This window comes from Frigoribacterium sp. CFBP9030, from assembly GCF_034045195.1.
Taxonomy (GTDB): domain Bacteria; phylum Actinomycetota; class Actinomycetes; order Actinomycetales; family Microbacteriaceae; genus Frigoribacterium.
In genome coordinates this window covers 208167-227272 of the sequence record NZ_JAXCWG010000003.1, presented here as the reverse complement: position 1 = coordinate 227272, position 19106 = coordinate 208167, and the positions used below count along the sequence as shown (strand labels likewise).

The 19106-nt window shown below is 72.2% G+C and carries 16 protein-coding genes and 1 tRNA gene; 7 read left to right on the top strand and 10 right to left on the bottom strand.

Annotated elements, in window-relative coordinates:
• Positions 1 to 28 precede the first annotated feature (28 nt).
• Positions 29 to 1735 carry an acyl-CoA dehydrogenase family protein gene (locus SOM13_RS05130; RefSeq protein ID WP_320479040.1) on the bottom strand — a complete coding sequence of 569 codons (1707 nt, stop codon included), beginning with the start codon at positions 1733 to 1735 and terminating at the stop codon, positions 29 to 31.
• A gap of 202 nt (positions 1736 to 1937) precedes the next feature.
• Here SOM13_RS05130 and rsmD point away from each other — a divergent pair, with 202 nt between their 5' ends.
• Entirely contained in the window at positions 1938 to 2513 is a 576-nt protein-coding gene (rsmD, locus tag SOM13_RS05125; RefSeq protein ID WP_320479039.1) for a 16S rRNA (guanine(966)-N(2))-methyltransferase RsmD, read from the top strand.
• A gap of 82 nt (positions 2514 to 2595) precedes the next feature.
• On the opposite strand, the gene thiL is transcribed toward rsmD, so the two are convergent.
• Entirely contained in the window at positions 2596 to 3615 is a 1020-nt protein-coding gene (gene thiL, locus SOM13_RS05120) for a thiamine-phosphate kinase (protein ID WP_192058360.1), read from the bottom strand.
• A gap of 23 nt (positions 3616 to 3638) precedes the next feature.
• On the opposite strand from thiL, the gene SOM13_RS05115 reads away from it, so the two are divergent.
• Positions 3639 to 4166 carry a DUF3515 family protein gene (locus tag SOM13_RS05115; protein WP_243215511.1) on the top strand — a complete coding sequence of 176 codons (528 nt, stop codon included), beginning with the start codon at positions 3639 to 3641 and terminating at the stop codon, positions 4164 to 4166.
• Positions 4167 to 4239: 73 nt separating this feature from the next.
• Here SOM13_RS05115 and SOM13_RS05110 read toward each other — a convergent pair whose 3' ends face one another.
• The 6 genes from SOM13_RS05110 to leuC form a co-directional block, all read right to left on the bottom strand.
• On the bottom strand, positions 4240 to 5373 hold the full coding sequence (locus SOM13_RS05110; protein WP_320479038.1) for a D-alanine--D-alanine ligase family protein: 1134 nt from the start codon (positions 5371 to 5373) through the stop codon (positions 4240 to 4242).
• A 76-nt stretch (positions 5374 to 5449) separates the two neighbouring features.
• Positions 5450 to 6463, bottom strand: a complete 1014-nt coding sequence (locus SOM13_RS05105; protein WP_192059231.1) for an NAD(P)H-dependent glycerol-3-phosphate dehydrogenase — start codon at positions 6461 to 6463, stop codon at positions 5450 to 5452.
• 73 nt (positions 6464 to 6536) lie between these two features.
• The gene (locus tag SOM13_RS05100) at positions 6537 to 7322 is read right to left on the bottom strand and encodes a lysophospholipid acyltransferase family protein (RefSeq protein ID WP_243215508.1); all 786 of its coding nucleotides are present in this window, start codon (positions 7320 to 7322) and stop codon (positions 6537 to 6539) included.
• Positions 7323 to 7329: 7 nt separating this feature from the next.
• On the bottom strand, positions 7330 to 8697 hold the full coding sequence (gene murA / locus SOM13_RS05095) for a UDP-N-acetylglucosamine 1-carboxyvinyltransferase (RefSeq protein WP_192058363.1): 1368 nt from the start codon (positions 8695 to 8697) through the stop codon (positions 7330 to 7332).
• Positions 8698 to 9294 (bottom strand): 3-isopropylmalate dehydratase small subunit, encoded by a 597-nt coding sequence (gene leuD, locus SOM13_RS05090; protein ID WP_192058365.1) that lies wholly within the window; start codon positions 9292 to 9294, stop codon positions 8698 to 8700.
• Complete coding sequence (leuC, locus tag SOM13_RS05085; RefSeq protein WP_243215506.1) at positions 9294 to 10763, bottom strand: 3-isopropylmalate dehydratase large subunit; 1470 nt, start codon at positions 10761 to 10763, stop codon at positions 9294 to 9296. The genes leuD and leuC overlap by 1 nt, the downstream gene beginning before the upstream one ends.
• 210 nt (positions 10764 to 10973) lie before the next feature.
• Between leuC and SOM13_RS05080 the strand changes: the two genes are divergently transcribed.
• The gene (locus tag SOM13_RS05080) at positions 10974 to 12464 is read left to right on the top strand and encodes a PQQ-binding-like beta-propeller repeat protein (RefSeq protein ID WP_320479037.1); all 1491 of its coding nucleotides are present in this window, start codon (positions 10974 to 10976) and stop codon (positions 12462 to 12464) included.
• Positions 12461 to 13975 (top strand): PQQ-binding-like beta-propeller repeat protein, encoded by a 1515-nt coding sequence (locus SOM13_RS05075; RefSeq protein WP_320479036.1) that lies wholly within the window; start codon positions 12461 to 12463, stop codon positions 13973 to 13975. Before SOM13_RS05080 ends, SOM13_RS05075 begins: the two co-directional genes overlap by 4 nt.
• Before the next feature lie 99 nt (positions 13976 to 14074).
• Here SOM13_RS05075 and SOM13_RS05070 read toward each other — a convergent pair.
• Positions 14075 to 14150 (bottom strand) — tRNA-Glu (locus SOM13_RS05070).
• A gap of 237 nt (positions 14151 to 14387) precedes the next feature.
• Here SOM13_RS05070 and SOM13_RS05065 point away from each other — a divergent pair.
• From SOM13_RS05065 to SOM13_RS05055, 3 genes are read left to right on the top strand one after another with little or no spacing between them, the layout of a single operon-like run.
• The gene (locus SOM13_RS05065) at positions 14388 to 15740 is read left to right on the top strand and encodes an MFS transporter (protein WP_320479035.1); all 1353 of its coding nucleotides are present in this window, start codon (positions 14388 to 14390) and stop codon (positions 15738 to 15740) included.
• Entirely contained in the window at positions 15733 to 16719 is a 987-nt protein-coding gene (locus tag SOM13_RS05060) for an alpha/beta hydrolase (RefSeq protein ID WP_320479034.1), read from the top strand. The genes SOM13_RS05065 and SOM13_RS05060 overlap by 8 nt, the downstream gene beginning before the upstream one ends.
• A gap of 40 nt (positions 16720 to 16759) precedes the next feature.
• A complete protein-coding gene (locus SOM13_RS05055; RefSeq protein WP_320479033.1) occupies positions 16760 to 17395 on the top strand; it encodes an MBL fold metallo-hydrolase in 636 nt (211 codons plus the stop codon).
• Between the two features lie 99 nt (positions 17396 to 17494).
• On the opposite strand, the gene serA is transcribed toward SOM13_RS05055, so the two are convergent.
• A complete protein-coding gene (gene serA, locus SOM13_RS05050) occupies positions 17495 to 19084 on the bottom strand; it encodes a phosphoglycerate dehydrogenase (protein WP_243213512.1) in 1590 nt (529 codons plus the stop codon).
• Positions 19085 to 19106 lie beyond the last annotated feature (22 nt).

Below are 19106 nucleotides of genomic sequence, written 5' to 3'. Positions count from 1 at the left end.
GGCTCACGCGCGCCGCGGGCGGGCGGCCTCAGAGGGCGAAGTCGTACCCGCCGGAGGCGCGGGTCGACGCCGCGAGCTCGGTCGCGTGCCGGTCGTCGTTCACCTCGAGGGCCCGCAGCTGCCGTGACACCCCGCGTGCCGACTGCTTGCAGAACCCGACGGCCAGGCGACGTTCGGCGTCGGAGTCGACCCGTGCCTCCTGCAGGGCCGTCGACGCCCGCGACAGCACGGCCGTCTGCGCGTAGATGCCGCTCGCGGCGTCGGCGAGGCGCTTCTGCACGAGCTGTCTCTCCTGCACCTTCCTGCCGTGCTTGCGGAGCGCTCCCTCGGTGCGCTCGCGCAGCCGCGACACCTGGTCGCCGAGCTCCGCGGCCTGCTTGGCGAGCTCGGGGTGCACTCCGACCGGGCGATCGGGTCGGAGCCGACGCTGCACGCGACCCGCGACGTACGGCGCCAGCACGCCCAGGGCGCGACCGGGGGCGCCGATGCTCAGCGACGCGACGTCGGGCAGCTCCTCGCTGAGCGTCTTGAGGCCGTTCAGGGCGACGAAGGCGCGCAGGACGTCGTTGGCCCCCTCGAAGATCGGGAAGATGCGGAAGTCGCGCAGCGCCTTCGACAGCGGATGCCCCTCCATGTACGCCTCCCCGCCGTGCAGCTGCACGGCCCGGTTGAGCGCGTACCAGCCGGTGTCGCTCGCGGCGACCTTCGTCATCGCCGACTCGAGCGCGAAGTCGGTGTCGCCGCGGTCGACGAGACCGGTGGTCAGATACGACATCGACTCGATGCCGTAGATCTGCTGCGTCATCCAGGCGAGCTTGTCGCCGACCATCTCGAAGTCCGCGAGCGGTCTGCCGAACTGGTGACGCGCCTCCGTGTGCTCGAGACTCAGCTGGAGGAACCTCTTCATGCCGCCCGCGATCGCCGTGCCCATCGACATGCGACCGTTGTTGAGCGTGTTCACCGCGATGCGGAAGCCGTCGCCGGGTTCGCCGAGCAGATTCTCGGCGGGCACCCGGACGTCCTTGAAGCGCACCCGCTGCAGGTGGTTGGCCTTCAGGCCGTGCGTCTCGAACCGCGGGCCGGTGCTCAGCCCGTCCATGCCCTTCTCGACGATCAGCGCGACGTGCCCGAGGTCGCTCTGCGCGAAGACCGTCAGGACGTCCTTGTCGCCGTTGCCGATCCAGCGCTTCTCGCCGTTCAGCAGCCAGCTGCCGTCGCTCTGCCGCTCGGCCCGGGTCTCGAGCGCGTAGGCGTCGCTGCCCACGTTGGGCTCGGTGAGCACGAAGGCCGCGAGCTTCCGGCCGCTCGCCAGGTCGGGCAGCCAGCGGGCCTTCTGATCGTCGGTGCCGTAGAGGTGCAGCGGCTTGGTGCCGATCGACTGGTGCACGCCCATGACGGTGGCGAGGGTGCCGTCGACCCGGCCGAACTCCTCGTAGACGCGGCAGTAGGCGCTCTGACCGAGACCGAGACCGCCGTACTCCTCCGACACGAAGAGCCCCATCAGACCGCGCTCGCCCAGCTCGCGGACCAGGTCGTCGCCGATCCAGCCCTCGTGCTCGGCCTTCAGCGGGTCGTAGCCGGCCAGCACCTCGCGGGCCGACGCCGACACCGTCTCGACCCGCGCCTTCTCGGCCGCCGACATGTGCGGGAACGGCAGCACCAGCTCGGAGGCGATCCGCCCCGCGAACAGGGACTTGGTGAACGAGGGCCGGACAGTACGATCAACGCTGGTCATGCTGCGAGATGCTTCCGAAAGCGCGACGCCCTGCCAAGTCCGTTGTGCCTCATCGACGAAGCACGACCGGGCCGGGCGCGGACGCGTTGTCGGGATGCTCGAAGCGGCGCCGCCCCCGGAGACCGGCAGGCGGGCCCGACGCAGACCGGGAGGCGGGCCCGACGAGACGGGCGGGCCGCCGCGACCTGGCATGGTTGACCTCATGTCCCGCATCATCTCCGGCTTCGCCGACAACCTGACGCTCGTCGTCCCCAAGGTCGGCACCCGGCCGACCAGCGACCGCGTCCGCGAAGCGCTCTTCTCGTCGCTCGACGCCCGCGACGAGATCCGCGGTCGACGCGTGCTCGACCTGTACGCGGGCACCGGGGGCCTCGGCCTCGAGGCGGCATCGCGGGGCGCGGCCTCGGTCACCCTGGTCGAGAAGGCCCCGGCGGCGGCGAAGGTGCTGCGGCGGAACGCCGACGCCGTGCTGGCACGGGCCCCGAAGCCCCCGCGCGGCGCACCCCCGCGCGTCGACATCGTCGCGCAGACGGTGCGGTCGTACCTCACGGGTTCGGGCGCGCTCGTCGACCTGGTCTTCTTCGACCCGCCCTACGAGCTGTCGAAGGACGAGCTCGCGGCCGACCTCGCGGCCCTGCTGCCCCTGCTCGACGCCCAGGCGCTGGTCGTCGTCGAACGCGCCAGCCGCGACGGCGAGCCGAGCTGGCCCGCGGGGCTCACCCTCGACGTGAAGAAGCAGTACGGCGACACGACGGTGTGGTTCGCCCTCCGCGACTGACCCGCCGTCGGGCCCCCTCGCGCGACCCGTCGTCAGCCCCGCTCGGCCGACCCGTCGTCAGCCCCGCTCGGCCGACCCGTCGTCAGCCCCGCTCGCCCGACCACAGGCGATACGGGTCCCAGCCGCCCTCCGGGCCGGCGTCGCCGCCGTCGACGACGACCCGCGGCTCACCGGACCCGACGGCGCGCATCACGCCGATCGCCCGGAACCCGCCCGGCAGCGCCGCACCCGGCGGGAACGTCGCGAGCAGCGAATGGTCCTCTCCCCCGGCGAGGGCCGCCGCGGGATCGCCGCCCAACGCCGACGAGTCGAGGTCGACCACCAGACCGCTCGCCCGCGCGACCCGACCCGCGTCGAGGGCCAGACCATCCGAGAGGTCGAGCATCGCCGTCGCACCGGCCCGGGCCGCGATCGGCCCGTCGACGATCGGCGGCGTGGGGGCGAGCTGCCAGCCCACGTCGGGGTCACGCTCGCGCAGGGCCGTCGCAGCGGCGCGATCGGGGACCCCGTCGTGGTCGACGCCGAGACGGAAGAGCAGCTCGAGCCCGCGGGCCGACCGGCCGAGCGCGCCCGACACGGCGACGACGTCCCCCTCGCGGGCGCCATCGCGGGTGACCGGCGGCCGCCCCTCGAGATCGCCGAAGGCCGTGACGGCGATCGTCATCGTCGCCGAGACGGACAGATCACCGCCGACGACGCCGCAGCCCGGGGCCATCACGGCGCAGGCGTCGCGCAGCCCGTCGGCGAGGGCCTCCAGATCGGACACCGGGGTGTCGCCCGGCACCGCGAGGGCCACCACGAGAGCGGTCGGCACCGCCCCCATGGCGGCCACGTCGGCCAGGTTCGAGGCGGCGGCCTTCCAGCCGAGGTCGTACGGGGTCGACCAGGCGAGACGGAAGTCGGGGCCGTGCACCATCAGATCGGTCGTCACCACGAATCGCCCGTCGGGTGCCGAGACCACCGCCGCGTCGTCGCCCGGCCCCAGATCGGTGCGGGCCCCGCGGGGCAGTCGGGGCAGGATGCGCGCGAGGGTGGCGAGCTCGCCCACCCCCTGCACCGTGGCGGGTGGTTCGACGTCGACCGACGTGGCGGGGCGTTCCATGTGACGACGGTAGCCTGGTTGCCGTGCCCAGCCCGACCAGGCGACCTCGTCGCCGCCTCCTCCGTCTGCTCGCCGCCGGCGCCGTGATCGCCCCGGCGCTCGCCGGCTGCACGGCGGCCGTGCCGATGACGGCGGCGGCCGATGCGAACGACGCGGCCTGCGCGCAGGTGACCGTGCACCTCCCCGAGACGGTCGGCCCCGACAACTCCCCCTTCGAGCGCCGCGAGACCGACGCGCAGGCCACCGGCGCCTGGGGCACGCCGACGCAGGTCCTCCTGCGCTGCGGCGTCGAGGCCCCCGCCGTCTCCGATCTGCCGTGCTACCCCGTCAGCGGCGTCGACTGGCTCGCCGATCAAGATGCCGACGACCCCGACACCTTCGTCTTCACGACCTACGGTCGCACTCCGGCCGTCCAGGTGATCGTCTCCGCCGAGGCGGGCAGCACCGCGCTCTTCGACCTGGCCGACGCGGTCGGCTACCTGCCGAACGACGGTCGCGGCTGCGTCGGCGTCGACGACCTGCCCGGCACCGAGGCGACCCCGTCCTCCTGAGCCGACCCGCGCCTCCTCGGCCGCCCCTCCTCCGAGGAGGCGCGGGTCGACTTCCGCAGGAGGCCCTGGCCGGTCAGCGCTCGGTCTGCAGCCCGAGCTCGATCAGCTCGGTGATGAGCTCGGGGTAGCTGAGTCCGCTGGCCAGCCAGCAGGCCGGGAACATCGAGATCGGCGTGAAGCCGGGCATGGTGTTGATCTCGTTGATCACCCAGCCGTTGTCGGTGAGGAAGAAGTCGACCCGCGACAGCCCGGTGCCGTCGACGGACTCGAACGCGAGCGCGGCGAGTCGCTGCATCTCGGCCAGCTGGTCGTCCGTGAGGTCGGCCGGGCAGACGAGATCGGCGCCGGGCGCACCCAGGTACTTCGACTCGAAGTCGTAGAAGGTGTCGCTGCCGAGCACGATCTCACCGCCGACGGAGGTGCGGGGCGACCCGCCGTCGCGCCCGCCGAGCACGGCGCATTCGATCTCACGCCCCGAGACGGCGGCCTCGACGAGCACCTTGCCGTCTTCGGCGAGCCCGATCTCCATCGCGGCTGCGAACTCCGCCTCGGAGTCGACCCGCGAGACGCCGACGCTCGACCCCGCGCGGGCCGGCTTGACGAAGACGGGGAACCCCAGGGGCGCGACGTCGGCGATCACCTGGTCGGGGTCGCTCAGCCAGGTGCGACGGCGGACGGTCCGCCACGGGGCCACCGCGATGCCGGCCTCTTGCAGCACGGTCTTCGTGAAGTGCTTGTCCATCCCGACGGACGACGCCAGCAGACCCGCCCCGACGTACGGGAGGCCGACGAGTTCGAGGAGCCCCTGGACGGTGCCGTCTTCTCCGAAGCGACCGTGCAGGATGGGGAAGACGACGTCGACGGCGCCGAGCAGCCGGACCGAGCCGTCCGGCTCGACGACAGAGAGCTCGCGAGTCGCGGCGGACTCGGGCCAGTGCACCCTCGTGCCGTTGTCGACGACGGCGGGCAGCGTCTCGCCGGTCAGAGAGAAGCTCGACGCGTCGTCCGCCTGCAGGGTGAAGGCGCCGTCGCGGGTGATGCCGACCGGGATGACGTCGTAGCGACTGCGGTCGATGGCCGAGAGGACTCCCCCGGCGGTGGCGCAGCTGATCGCGTGCTCGCTCGACCGGCCGCCGAACAGCACGACGACCGTCTGCTTGGCGCCCGCGACGGGGGTGGGAGCGGGGCTGGCCTGATCGATGCTCATCGGGGTCACTCTCGGGGTGGTCGGCGGGCAGGCGACTCGGGGCGGCGTCGCACCGGCGCGCGCCGTCGACCCCCGGTCACTCGCCCTGGGGCTCGCTGGTCTCGGTGAGGTGCGGAGCGATGTTCCGCGGGTCAAGCGTACCGGCGAGCACTTCGGCGACCTGCTGCACGATGGGCATGTCGACGCCGCGACCGCGGGCCAGCTCGAGGATCGGCGCGACGGACGCGAGACCCTCGGCGGTCTGGTTCATCTGCCGCACGACGTCGCCGAAGGCGTACCCCTGACCGAGGAGGCGCCCCGCGGTGTTGTTGCGCGACAGGGGCGACTCGCACGTCGCGATGAGGTCGCCGAGCCCGGCGAGACCGGCGAGCGTCTCGGCCTTGGCCCCGAACGACACCGCGAACGCCGTCATCTCGGCGAGACCGCGCGTGATGATCGACGCCTTGGTGTTCTCGCCGTAGCCGACGCCGTCGACGATGCCGATGGCGACCGCGATGAGGTTCTTCAGCACGCCCCCGAACTCGGTGCCGATGACGTCGGTGTTGACGAACGAGCGGAAGTACGGGTTGGTGGCGGTCGCGGCGACGAGCGTCGCCGTCTCGAGGCTGTGCGACGACACGACCGCAGCGGTCGGCTGCCGCTTCGCGATCTCGAGCGCGAGGTTCGGGCCCGAGGCCACGGCGATGAGCGACCTGTCGATGTCGAGCTCGCTCTCGATGACCTCGCTCATGCGGAGGCCGGTGGCCTTCTCGACGCCCTTCATCAGGCTGACCACGGGCACGCCGCGCGGCACGAGCGAGCGGATCGCCGAGAGGTTGTCGCGGAGGGTCTGACTGGGCACCGACAGGTAGACCTGCTCGGCACCGGCCAGCGCGGTCTCGACGCTCGACGAGGCCACCAGGGTGCGCGGGAGGTTGATGCCCGGCAGGTAGTCGGTGTTGCGCTTGCTCTCGGTGATCTCGCGGGCGACCTCGGGGCGACGGGCCCAGAGCGTGACGTCGGCGCCGCCCTCGGCGAGGACCTTCGCGAACGTCGTGCCCCAGCTGCCCGAGCCGAGCACCGCGACTCGACGCGGCACGGAGTCCCGCATGACGATCGAGATCGCCTCGGTGGTGACGGCGCCCTCGCCGAGTGCTTCGATCGCGCCTTCGCGCGACGCAGGACTACTCAAAGCGGCCGGTCTCCTTCTGGTCGTTCTTGGCGGGGTTCCAGCGCTCGACGGGTGCCTGCTCGTCTCGGAGGCGCTCGAGGAGTCCGGTGATCGCCGCCATGACGAGGGCGGTCGCCTCGGTCATGGAGGCCTGGTCGAGGGGCCGGTCGCGGTAGGCCGAGAGATCGACGGGATCGCCGACGATCACGCGGATCCGCTTGCGGGGGAACGGACGGAGCTTCGACGAGTAGCGCCCCATGAGCTCCTGACTGCCCCAATGGGCGACGGGCACGAGAGGCACGCCGGCGGCGAGGGCCAACCGGACGGCCCCGCTCTTGCCCTTCATGGGCCAGAGGTCGGGATCGCGCGTGAGCGTGCCCTCGGGGTAGACGATGACCCCGCCGCCCACCGACGTGAGCCGACGCGCCGCGGCCAGCGGATCGCTGTCGTGGGTGCGACCGGCGCGCTCGACGGGGATGTGCCCCATCGCGTGCATCAGCCGGCCGAAGACGGGCACGCGGAAGAGCGACGCCTTCGCCATGAACCTCGGCAGACGCCCCAGTCCGTACATCACGCGCCCGACCACGACGGGATCGATGTTGGTGATGTGATTGGGCGTCAGCACGAACGAGCCGGAGGCGGGAAGCTTCTGCCCGTCGACGACCTCGATCTTCGCCATCAGATCGAACAACGGCGCCGCAGGGATGGCCAGGGCCCGGAAGATCGCGCCCTTGTCCATGCGGCGCCCACGCGTCGCGACCGGGACGACGGGGGCGTCCGGGTCGCCGTGGGGTGCCACGCTCCGATCAGCCCTTGAAGTCGAAGTCGGCGCCCAGCTTGCGGAGCTTCGCGATGAAGTGCTCGTACCCGCGGCTGATGATGCCGACGTTGCTGATCTTCGACTCGCCCTCGGCCGTCAGGGCCGCGATGAGGTGGCTGAAGCCGCCGCGCAGGTCGGGGACGCGGATGTCGGCGCCGTGCAGCGCGGTCGGGCCGTTGATGACCGCCGCCTGCTCGAACTCGCGACGCGCCACGCGACGGTCGTGACCGGGCAGACCCTCTTTGTGCACCGTGATGTCGGCACCCATGTCGTTGAGGGCCTCGGTGAACTGGAAGCGGTTCTCGTAGACGGTCTCGTGGACGATCGACGTGCCCTGCGCCTGCGTGAGGGCCACGATCAGCGGCTGCTGCCAGTCGGTCATGAAGCCGGGGTGCACGTCGGTCTCGACGACGACGGGCTTGAGCTCGCCGCCCGGGTGGAAGAACCGGATGCCGTCTTCGTGCACGTCGAAGTCGCCGCCGACCTTGCGGAAGACGTTGAGGAACGTCATCAGGTCTTTCTGGTCGGCGCCCTCGACGAAGATGTCGCCCTTGGTGGCGAGAGCGGCCGCGGCCCAGCTCGCGGCCTCGTTGCGGTCGTTGATGGCCCGGTGCGTGTAGCCGCGGAGCTTCTCGACGCCCTCGATGAAGATGACGCGGTTCGGCTCGACCGAGACGATGGCGCCCATCTTCTGGAGGATCGCGATGAGATCCATGATCTCGGGTTCGATGGCCGCGTTGCGCAGCTCGGTGACACCCGTGGCGAGCACGGCGGTCAGCAGCACCTGCTCGGTGGCGCCGACGCTCGGGTAGGGCAGCTCGATGTTGGCGCCCGCGAGACCGTTCGGGGCGGTCAGGTGGATGCCGTTGTACGACTTGTCGACGACGGCTCCGAACGCACGGAGGGCGTCGAGGTGGAAGTCGATGGGGCGGTCGCCGATGCGGCAGCCGCCGAGGTCGGGGATGAACGCCTCGCCGAGGCGGTGCAGCAGCGGGCCGCAGAAGAGGATCGGGATGCGGCTGGAGCCGGCGTGCGCGTCGATCTCGGCGAAGTGGGCCGACTCGACGTTCGACGGGTCGAGGATCATCTCGCCGCGGGCCGGGTCGGTGATGCGGACGCCGTGCACCGACAGCAGACCGCGGACGACGTTGACGTCGCTGATGTCGGGCACGTCGCGCAGGATGCTCGGGGTGTCGCCCAGCAGCGACGCGACCATCGCCTTGGTGGCGAGGTTCTTGGCGCCGCGCACCTCGATGCGACCGATCAGCGGCTTGCCGCCGCGGATGACGATCTCGTCGGACTTGAGCCCCACACGGGCCCCTGCTGCTGCTGCGTCTTGGATGAGCGAGTTCACTTACTTCACCGGCAATGTCTTCGGGCGCCATGCGGCGCGGCGGGTTTCGAATTCTGTGATGGCCGCTTCGTCGCGGAGGGTCAGGCCGATGTCGTCGAGGCCTTCGAGGAGTCGCCACTTAGTGTAAGCATCGACTTCGAACGGGACCGACAGGTCGCCGATCGTGGCGCGTTGCGACTCGAGGTCGACGGTGATCTCGACACCGGGGGCGGCCTCGACGGCGGCCCACAGGCGCTCGATGTCGTCTTCGGCGACCATGGCGGCGAGGAGACCCTGCTTGCCCGAGTTGCCGCGGAAGATGTCACCGAACCGGGCGCTCAAGACGACGTCGAAGCCGAAGTCGCGGAGTGCCCAGACGGCGTGCTCGCGGCTCGACCCCGTGCCGAAGTCCGGCCCGGCGATCAGGACGCGGGCGCCCTGGTACTCGGGTCGGTTGAGGACGAAGTCCGGGTCCTGGCGGGCGGAGAAGAACAGGGCGTCTTCGAAGCCCGTCTTCGTGACCCGCTTGAGGAACTCGGCCGGGATGATCTGGTCGGTGTCGACGTTCGACCGCTTCAGCGGTGCCGCCACCCCGGTGACGGTGGTGAACTTCTCCATCAGAGCGCGCCTCCTGAGGGGGTGCCGGTCAGGCGCTCGGCGAGGGCGTCGCCGATCGGGGTGTCGGAGGTGAGATCCCAGGGGGACGACAGCGTGCCGCGGACGGCGGTCGCCGCCGCGACGAGCGGCGAGACGAGGTGGGTGCGACCGCCCTTGCCCTGACGACCCTCGAAGTTGCGGTTCGAGGTCGATGCGCAACGCTCGCCCGGTGCGAGCTGGTCGGGGTTCATGCCGAGGCACATCGAGCAGCCGGCGAAGCGCCATTCGGCGCCGAAGTCGGTGAACACCTTGTCGAGACCCTCGGCCTCGGCCTCGAGGCGCACCCGGGCGGAGCCGGGCACGACCATCACGCGGACGCCCTCGGCCTTGGTGCGGCCCCGGATGATCGACGCGAAGGCGCGGAGGTCTTCGATCCGGCTGTTCGTGCACGAGCCCATGAAGACGGCGTCGACCGCGATGTCCTTCATGGCCGTGCCGGCCTCGAGCGCCATGTACTCGAGGGCACGCGACGCGGCGGCGCGCTCGTTCGGGTCGACGATCGCCTCGGGGTCGGGCACTGACTCGCTGAGCGAGACGCCCTGACCCGGGTTCGTGCCCCAGGTGACGAACGGCTCGAGCTCGTCGGCGTCGAGGAAGATCTCGGCGTCGAACACGGCGTCGTCGTCGGTCGGCAGGGTCTGCCAGTAGGCGACCGCGTCGTCCCAGTCGGAGCCCTCGGGGGCGTGCTGACGACCACGGAGGTAGTCGTAGGTGGTCTGGTCGGGGGCGACCATGCCGGCCCGGGCACCGGCCTCGATCGACATGTTGCAGATCGTCATGCGCCCCTCCATCGAGAGGGAGCGGATCGCGCTGCCGCGGTACTCGAGCACGTAGCCCTGCCCGCCGCCGGTGCCGATCTGGGCGATGACGGCCAGGATGATGTCCTTCGCGGTGACACCGGGCCGGAGGGTGCCCTCGACCGTGACCGCCATCGTCTTGAACGGCTTCAGCGGCAGGGTCTGCGTCGCCATCACGTGCTCGACCTCGCTGGTGCCGATGCCGAACGCCATCGCCCCGAAGGCCCCGTGGGTCGAGGTGTGCGAGTCGCCGCAGACCACGGTGATGCCGGGCATCGTGAGCCCCAGCTGCGGGCCGACGACGTGGACGATGCCCTGCTCGGCGTCGCCGAGAGGGTGCAGGCGCACGCCGAACTCGGCCGTGTTGCGGCGCAGCGTCTCGATCTGCGTGCGGCTGGTCAGATCGGCGATCGGCCGGTCGATCGCCAGCGTGGGCGTGTTGTGGTCTTCGGTCGCGATCGTCAGATCGGTGCGACGCAGCGGCCGCCCGGCCTGACGGAGGCCGTCGAAGGCCTGCGGGCTCGTGACCTCGTGGACGAGGTGGAGATCGATGTAGAGAAGGTCGGGGGCGCCGTCTTCGCCCTTGACGACCACATGGTCGTCCCATACTTTCTCGGCCAGCGTTCTACCCACGGGCCCGCCTCTCTCGATGTCTGCTGCTCGGATGATCGTCGAAGTCTACGCCAGGGTCGTGCGCGAGTCCTCGGTCGAGGGGGCAACGCGCGGGGCCGGTCCGCCCATTCCCGCCGACCGGGCGAGCACCGACGCGGACGGCTCCGAATACCATGACGGCAGTCGTCGGACGCACCGGCGGCGCCGCTCGACGAGGAGGTCGATCCGCCCGTGCCCGACCCCCTGCCCGGCCCCGCGCGAGACCCGTGGCGACGACTGCGCGCCGTCCGCGGTCGACGTGCGCCGCGCCTCCTCGGGGGCTACCTGGCGCTGCTCGTGGCGACGGCGATCGTGCTGATCGCGGGGTGGGCGGCCGACCCCGACTACGGCGCGGAGCCGCCGTGGCGCGGACTCGTCGTCGACGACCTCCGCTCGGCCCCCGGCGAGACCCTCTGGTCGCTCGACCTCGCGGCGCTGCTGGCCCCCGAGGCGCCCGCGCACTGCGTGCATCTCTGGCCGTCGGTCGCCGAGTCCGGTCTGGTCGCCGTCACCACCTCGATCGACCTCGACCTCGAGGCCGACGTGGACCTCCGAGCCGACGACCTCGCGCAGGCCGCCGAGTGCCGCACGGCGGCGTTCGCCCACGACACGAGCCGCGTCGCCCTCGTCGACGTCCGCACCGGAGCCGCGGTCTGGGTGCACGACCTCGTCGACGACGTGCCCGACGCCGACCCGACGAGCATCCCGTCGGCCCAGGTGGTGCCGGCGGCGGGCCGCGTGCTCGTGCAGACGCAGTCCGAGCGCGGGCTCGTGCAGGCGGCGCTCGCCGTCGACGACGGACGGCATCTCGAGACGGCCCGCGAGCGCCGCGACCTGCCGAGCATCAGCGTGGCCACGCTCGGTCGCCTCCAGCTGCGCTCGGCGGCGGCCGCGGTCGGCGACCCCGACGCGTACGCCCTCGTCGACGCCGCCGCGCTGACCGTGCCGGTCTGGCGCGGATCCGCGGATCGGGGCGCCGCTCCCCTGCTGGTGCCCGGCGCCCTCATCGTGCGCATCGAGGGGCGCACGGTCAGGATCGACGGGCGCACCGGCGAGATGACGCCGTACCGGTCGGACCCCGATCTGGTCGCGGCCGGCTCACCGGGGCCGGGCGGCGACGACGACCTGTTCGCCGTGCGCTCCGGTCCCGGCGGCCGCGTCGTCTCGGCCCTCGGCCCCGACGGCGCCGCCCGATGGGCGCGCCCCCTCGACGCCCGCTCGATCGCGTCGACGCCCGGCTGCCTGCTCGTGACGTCCGACGACGACACGACGACGTGCCTGCGGCCCGCAGACGGCACGACGCGCTGGTCCGTCGACGGTGCGGCCGCGACGGCGCGCGGAGTGCCCGGGCAGGTCTCCGACGACGTCTACGGCATCGCCCGCCGCGACGGTCGACCCCGACTCACGGCGCTCGACGGCCCCACCGGGCGGTCGGTGTTCGACGTCCCCGCAGGCGATCTCGAGACGGTCGTGGCGGCTTCGCGCACCGTCGTCTACCTGGCGAAGGGCGCGTCGCCGCAGAGCAGGGCCGTGGCCGCCCACGACGCCGCCTCGGGACGCCCGCTCTGGACCCTCCGTTCGGCGGGCAGCGTCTCGTTCTGGGGCGGAGCGCTCGTCGAGGTCGACGGCGTGGGCGTCGCGCGACGACTCGGCGGCGGTCAGCGGATCGGGGCGACGTCATGACCCGGCCATCCGACCGACAGGCCGAGGAGGCACGGGCCGGCGCCCGACGGACCTCCCGTCGACCGAGCCGTCGCGTCGGTTCGGGCTGGCACCGCGCCTCCTCGGCCCGCCGCATCGCCACCGCCTACCTCGTCGGCGCGATCGTCACCGTCGTCGTGATCGTCGCGCTCGTGCCCGGGCAGCCGCGGTACGGGGCGGACCGGCCATGGCGCGGCGTCGCGGTCGACGACCTGCGGGAGGCGCCGACGGCCACCGGCTGGTCGATCGACCTCGGTGCCGCGCTCGCGCCCGGGACGCCGGCGGAGTGCCTGCGGTTCCGGGACGAGCCGATCGACGATCGTCGGGTGCTGCTGCGCGCGGCCGGCGCGTGGACCTACGGCTTCGCCAACGACGGCGACTGCGGCGGGGCCACGGCGGGCGTGGGCACTCGACTGGCGTCGTTCGACACCGACCTCGGGCGCGTGCTGTGGGTCCACGACGTGGCCGACGACCTCCTGGCGCTCGGGCTGCGGGGCCCGGTGGAGCTCGCGTCGGCCACGGTCGTCGACGACGCCCGCATCGTCGTGGTGCGGGCCCGGGCGGGCGGCCAGACGGTCCTCGTCACCCTCGACGCGACCACCGGTGAGCCGAGGCAGCAGACGGCCCCGGTGACGACGGTCGACTCGGAGCAGTTCCAGACGGCGGGCCGCACGGTGATGACCGGCGGGCAGACGGCGGAGGGCGCGACGTACGCGTTCCAGCTGCGTGACGTCCGCGATCTGGACCTCGTGCTCTGGGCGGGCCCCGGGAGTCTCGAGGGCCAGGCCCTCGCCCTGCCGGACCGCCTCGTGGTCGCCCGCCCGGGAGGCACGGTGCAGGTCGGACTCGACGGTCGCGAGACCCCGTGGCGGGGGGATCTCGCCGCGCTCGGCGGCTACGTCGCCCGCCCGGACTCGATCGTGGGGCCGGTCCGCGGGGTCGACCGGGGCTTCGCCGCCGTCGACCTCGACGGACGGCCGCTGTGGACCTCCACCCCGGAGGCGTCGGGCTCGTACTCGACGTCGCGGACGTGCCTCACCGTCACCGATCTGAGCGACGACCAGCTCAGCTGCGTCGACTGGAGCACCGGGGAGGTGCGGTGGTCGCGACCGGCGGGCGGGGCGTCGAGCGCCGACGGGCTGCCCGGTCAGACCGACGACACCGTGTACGCCACCGTCACCGCGCCCGGCGTCGGCCCGCAGTCGGTCGTCGCCCTCGACGGCGAGACCGGGGCCGCGCGCGCGACCATCGCCCTGCCGGACGGCGCGGTGGTGGTCGCCGCGTCGCGCACCGTCGGGTACGCCCTCGCCTTCGGCAGCTCGGGCGGGCGCTCGACCCTCGTCGGGTTCGACCTCGCGACGGGCGAGACGCTGTGGTCGTTCGCGGGTCAGCTGCAGATCGGCACCTGGGCCGGGCGCTTCGTCGAGGTCGACGTGGACGGGGTGGCCCGTCTGCTCGAAGGGACGGCCCGGAACGTCGTGGCCACGCCGTGAGGGATCGAGCGGCCGGTGAGGCTGGGCCTCGACCTCGACCGGCGCCAAGTGCCGGGAGACGACGAAACCCGCTCAGCCTGAGCTGAGCGGGTTTCGTGGTGGTGACCCCAACGGGATTCGAACCCGTGTTACCGCCGTGAGAGGGCGACGTACTAGGCCGCTATACGATGGGGCCGTATTTGCAACTCGTCGAGTATGCCACAGCTGTCGAGCGCCGCACAAATCGGCCCGGTCGCGCGGTTCGGAGCCGAGTCGCAGGCTCTGCCGTACTGCGCCAGAGCAGCGGGAGTTCTCCTTCTGCAACAGCCGGTGTATCGTGCACAGCACTGAGGTAAAAGGCGTCGCGCTCTGCGGCGCACCCGCACGCGGCATCGAACGAGTCGCCACTTCTTCCCAGAAGGAGTGCGCCCCCGTGTCCCCCAGTCCCTCTCCCACCCGCGGTCGGCTGCCTGCCGGCGACGCGCCTCCCCGGCTCTCCGACTCGTGGATCGCCCTGGCCGGGCTCTCCGCGGTGTTCCTCTTCGAGATGCTCGACACCTCGGTGCTGAACGTCGCCCTGCCGACGATCGGCCGTGAGCTGGGCTCGTCGACGAAGGGGCTGCAGTGGGTGTCGGGCGCCTACGGGGTCGCCTTCGGCGGGCTCATGCTCCTCTTCGGCGCCGTCGCCGACCGGGTGGGGCGCCGCCGTATCATGCTCGCGGGCCTCGCGCTGCTGGCCGTGGCGAGCCTCGCCACCGTGGCGGTCACGACCACCGAGCAGCTGATCGCCGTCCGGGTGCTGACGGGCGTCGCCGCGGCGATGACCACCCCCGGGTCGATGGCGCTGGCGTTCCGGCTGTTCGACGACGAGGGCCTCCGCGTCCGGGCTCTCACGGTGATCTCGACCGCGGGGCTGGTGGGCCTCGCCGTCGGCCCGACCGTCGGCGGGTTCGTGCTCGCCGTCGCCCCATGGCAGGTGCTGCTGCTGGCCGACGTGCCGATCGCCGCGCTCGCGTTCATCGGCATCCTCGTCGGCGTCGCTCGCGACGACGCGGCGGGGTTGCGGCGTGGCCCGGTGGTGGACCTGCACCTGCTCGCCCGCCCCCTGGTGTCGAGCGGCCTGGCGTTCAAGGCCGCGTCGGGCCTCGCCGTCGCCGGACTGTCGTACCTCGTCACGCTGCAGCTGCAGTTCGCCTGGGGCTGGCCGCCGGCCCTCGCTGCCGTCGGCACGCTGCCGCAGGTCGTCGTGCTCCTGGCCGGGGGCCGCCTCGTCGGGCCCTTCGTGCAGCGGGTCGGCCTGAGCCGGGCCGCCGGGGTCAGCGCCGCCGCTGTCGTGTCGGGCCTCGCGGTCTTCGGCGCCCTGAGTCGTCAGGGGTACGTCTGGGTGCTCGTCGCGCTCGTGCTCGTCGCCGTCGGCATGCGCGTCGTCGGCGTCGTGGCCGGAGTCTCCGTGCTCACGGGCCTCCCGGCCGACCGCACCTCGGTCGGCGCGGCCCTCGTCGACACCTCGAGCGAGCTCGCCGGAGGAGCAGCCGTCGCCGCCGCGGGCACGATCGTCGCCGCGTTCGTCACCGGCAGCATCACGACCGCCCCGTGGACGGCCTCGCGGCTCGCGTCCTTCGAGAACGCCCTCACCGTCGCCGGGCTCGGTCTCGCCGCGGTCGCCGCCGTGCTCGTCGCGATCGGGATGGTCCGGGCCCGGGCCGCCGACCCCGCCCTCGGCACCACTGCACCCGCCCCCTCGTCCGCTCTCACCCCCACCGCCCAGGAGTCCTCTCGTGTCTGACAGAACAGCCCTGCCCCGCCCGCCGTTCGACCCCGAGTTCGCGCCCTTCCTGGAGGCGATGGACGCCCGCGGCCGCTTCCGCCTCGAGACCGCGATGCTGCCGCAGATGCGACAGCTGGACATGACGGAGGCGCAGCTCGACGAAGGGCTGCGGGCCCGCGGTCTCGAGAGGCGCAGCTTCACCGTTCCCGGGCACCTCGGCGAGCCGATCGCCCTCGCGGTCGTCCAACGCATCGGCCGCACCGGGACGGCGGCCTGCGCCTACGCCATCCACGGCGGCGGGATGATGTTCGGCCACCACCTCGGCAATCTCGACTCGTACGACGACTGGCTGTTGGTGCACGACGTCGTCCTGATCAGCCCCGACTACCGTCTCGCCCCGGAGCATCCCGACCCGTACCCGGTAGAGGACTGCTACGCCGGCCTGGTCTGGGTCGCCGAGCACGCCGATGAGCTCGGCGTCGACGCCGAGCGGATCGTCCTGGTCGGCCAGAGCGCCGGAGCCGGGCTGGCGGCGGGCACGGCGCTGCTCGCCCGGGATCGGCGGGGGCCGGCCGTCGTCGGGCAGGTGCTCGTCAGCCCCATGCTCGACGACCGTGACGCGACGCTCTCCGCCCGGCAGTTCGACGGGGTGGGTGTCGCCGACCGCGAGATGACCCGGTTCGGCTGGGACGCCTACCTCGGCGACCGTCGCGGAGGTGACGACGTGTCGATCTACGCCGCCCCCGGCCGCGCGAACGACCTGACCGGCCTGCCGCCGGCCTACGTCGACTGCGGCAGCACCGAGGTGTTCCGCGACGAGACCGTCGCGTACGCCGGCGCGCTCTGGGCGGCGGGAGTGCAGGCGGAGCTGCACGTGTGGCCGGGGGCGTTCCACGGGTCCACGAGCATGATGCCGGAGGCGATCCTGTCGCGCCGGGCCGTCACCGCTCTGCGCGACTGGACCGGGCGCCTCCTCGACCCCACGCCCTCGGGATGACTCGACGGCGTCGCCTGGATCCGCGCGTAGAGTCGCGCCCATGCGCCTCACGAAACTCGAACACGCCTGCCTGATCATCGAGATCGAGGGGCGGCGCCTGGTCGTCGACCCCGGGTCGTTCGGCTCGCCGATGATCGACGTGGCCGACGTCGACGCCGTCGTCGTGACGCACGAGCACCCCGACCACTGGACGCCCGACCAGCTCGCCCACCTGCTCGCGACGAACCCCGGCATGACGATCTACGGTCCGGCCGGCGTCGCCTCCGCGGCGGCCGACTTCGACGTCCACGTCGTCGCGGACGGCGACACGATCGAGGTCGGCCCGTTCGACCTCGCGTTCCACGGCTCGCGTCACGCCGTCATCCACGAGTCGATCCCCGTCATCGACAACGTGGGCGTGCTCGTCGACGGTCGGCTCTTCTACCCGGGCGACGCGTTCACCGTCCCGCCCGTTCCCGTCGAGATACTCGCCGCGCCCGTGGGCGCCCCGTGGTTGAAGGTCTCGGAGGCCATGGACTACGTCACCGCCGTCGGCGCGACCACCGTGTTCCCCACGCACGAACGCACCCTCAGCGATGCCGGGCTCACCATGCACTTCGACCGGCTCCGGTCGAGCGCCGAAACGGTCGGCGGGCGGGCCGTGCTGCTCGCGGCTCACGAATCCCTCGAGATCTGACGCCGCGCCTCCTCGGCGAGGTCTCAGCCGCTCCGCCGCCGGACGACGGACCGCCCGCCCCCGGATACGGGGGCGGGCGGTCAGGGGGGTGTGGTCGGACTAGAGCGTGATGTCGATCTCGCGCAACAGCTCGGCGTCGATCGCGACGCGGACCTTCTCGACGAGCTCGTCGGGCGCGGGGCTGTCGATGGTCAGCACGCTGAGCGCCTGGCCACCGGCGCTGCGACGCGCGATCTGCATGCCGGCGATGTTGATGCCCGCCTCGCCGAACTCGCGCCCGTAGACGGCCACGATGCCGGGGCGGTCGCCGTAGACCATGACGAGGTGGTGCTTCGCGAGCGGCACCTCGACGTCGTAGCCGTTGATCTCGACGATCTTCTCGACCTGCTTCGTGCCGGTCAGCGTGCCCGACACCGAGATCTGCGAGCCGTCGCTGAGCGAGCCGCGCAGGGTGATGACGTTGCGGTACTCGTCGCTCGCCGGGTCGGTGAGCAGTCGGACCGTGATGCCGCGCTGCTCGGCGAGCAGCGGCGCGTTCACGTAGCTGACCGACTCGCTGACGATGTTGGTGAAGATGCCCTTGAGCGCGGCGAGCTTGAGAACGCTGACGTCGTACTCGACGAGGTCGCCGCGCACCTCGACGTCGACGCTCGTGAGGGGGCTGTCGGCGAGGCCGGAGAAGACCTGCCCGATCTTCTCGACGAGGCCGATGCCCGGTCGGACGTAGGGGTCGATGACTCCCCCGGCGACGTTGACGGCGTCGGGGACGAGCTCGCCGCCCAGTGCCTGACGCACCGACCGCGCGACCGAGACGCCGGCCTTCTCCTGCGCCTCGGACGTCGACGCGCCGAGGTGCGGCGTGACCACGACGTTCTCGAGACCGAGCAGCTTCTGGTCGACGGGGGGCTCGGACACGAACACGTCGAGGCCCGCACCGGCGATCTCGCCCGTCGTGAGCGCCTCGTACAGGGCGTCCTCGTCGATGAGACCGCCGCGCGCGACGTTCACGACGAACGCGCTCTTCTTCATCGCCTTCATCTGCTCGAGACCGATCATGCCGGTGGTCTCGGGGGTCTTCGGCATGTGGATCGTGACGAAGTCGGCCGTGGCCAGCAGATCGTCGAGCGAGAGCAGCGTGACCCCGAGCTGCTGGGCTCGCGCCGGGGTGACGTAGGGGTCGTAGGCGACGACGTTCACGCCGAACGCCTGCAGACGGGCCGTGATCAGGGCGCCGATCCGACCCAGACCGACGATGCCGACGGTCTTCTCGAACAGCTCGACCCCGGTGTACTTCGAGCGCTTCCACTGACCCTGGGCGAGGGCCGCGTGAGCGGCGGGGATGTGCCGGGCGAGACTCAGGATGTGCCCGACCGTCAGCTCGGCCGCCGAGATGATGTTCGACGTGGGGGCGTTGACGACCATCACACCGGCGGTCGTGGCCGCCTTGATGTCGACGTTGTCGAGGCCGACCCCGGCACGGGCGACGACCTTGAGGTTCGGCGCCGCGGCGATGGCCTCGGCGTCGACCTGGGTGGCCGATCGGACGAGCACCGCATCGGCGTCGGCCAGCGCCGTGAGGAGGGCCGGACGATCGGTGCCGTCGACCGATCGCACGTCGAAGTCGGGGCCGAGGGCCTCGACGGTTGCGGGTGAGAGTTCTTCTGCGATCAACACGACGGGCTTTGCCACGGAGACGATGTCCTTAAAGAGA

Bases quoted from the DNA above. Each gene is read 5' to 3' on its own strand.
- SOM13_RS05075 (WP_320479036.1), top strand. From the start codon at position 12,461: ATGACCCGGCCATCCGACCGACAGGCCGAGGAGGCACGGGCCGGCGCC.
- SOM13_RS05110 (WP_320479038.1), bottom strand. From the start codon at position 5,373: ATGAGCATCGATCAGGCCAGCCCCGCTCCCACCCCCGTCGCGGGCGCC.
- leuD (WP_192058365.1), bottom strand. From the start codon at position 9,294: ATGGAGAAGTTCACCACCGTCACCGGGGTGGCGGCACCGCTGAAGCGG.
- thiL (WP_192058360.1), bottom strand. From the start codon at position 3,615: ATGGAACGCCCCGCCACGTCGGTCGACGTCGAACCACCCGCCACGGTG.
- SOM13_RS05105 (WP_192059231.1), bottom strand. From the start codon at position 6,463: ATGCGGGACTCCGTGCCGCGTCGAGTCGCGGTGCTCGGCTCGGGCAGC.
- rsmD (WP_320479039.1), top strand. From the start codon at position 1,938: ATGTCCCGCATCATCTCCGGCTTCGCCGACAACCTGACGCTCGTCGTC.
- SOM13_RS05130 (WP_320479040.1), bottom strand. From the start codon at position 1,735: ATGACCAGCGTTGATCGTACTGTCCGGCCCTCGTTCACCAAGTCCCTG.
- SOM13_RS05055 (WP_320479033.1), top strand. From the start codon at position 16,760: ATGCGCCTCACGAAACTCGAACACGCCTGCCTGATCATCGAGATCGAG.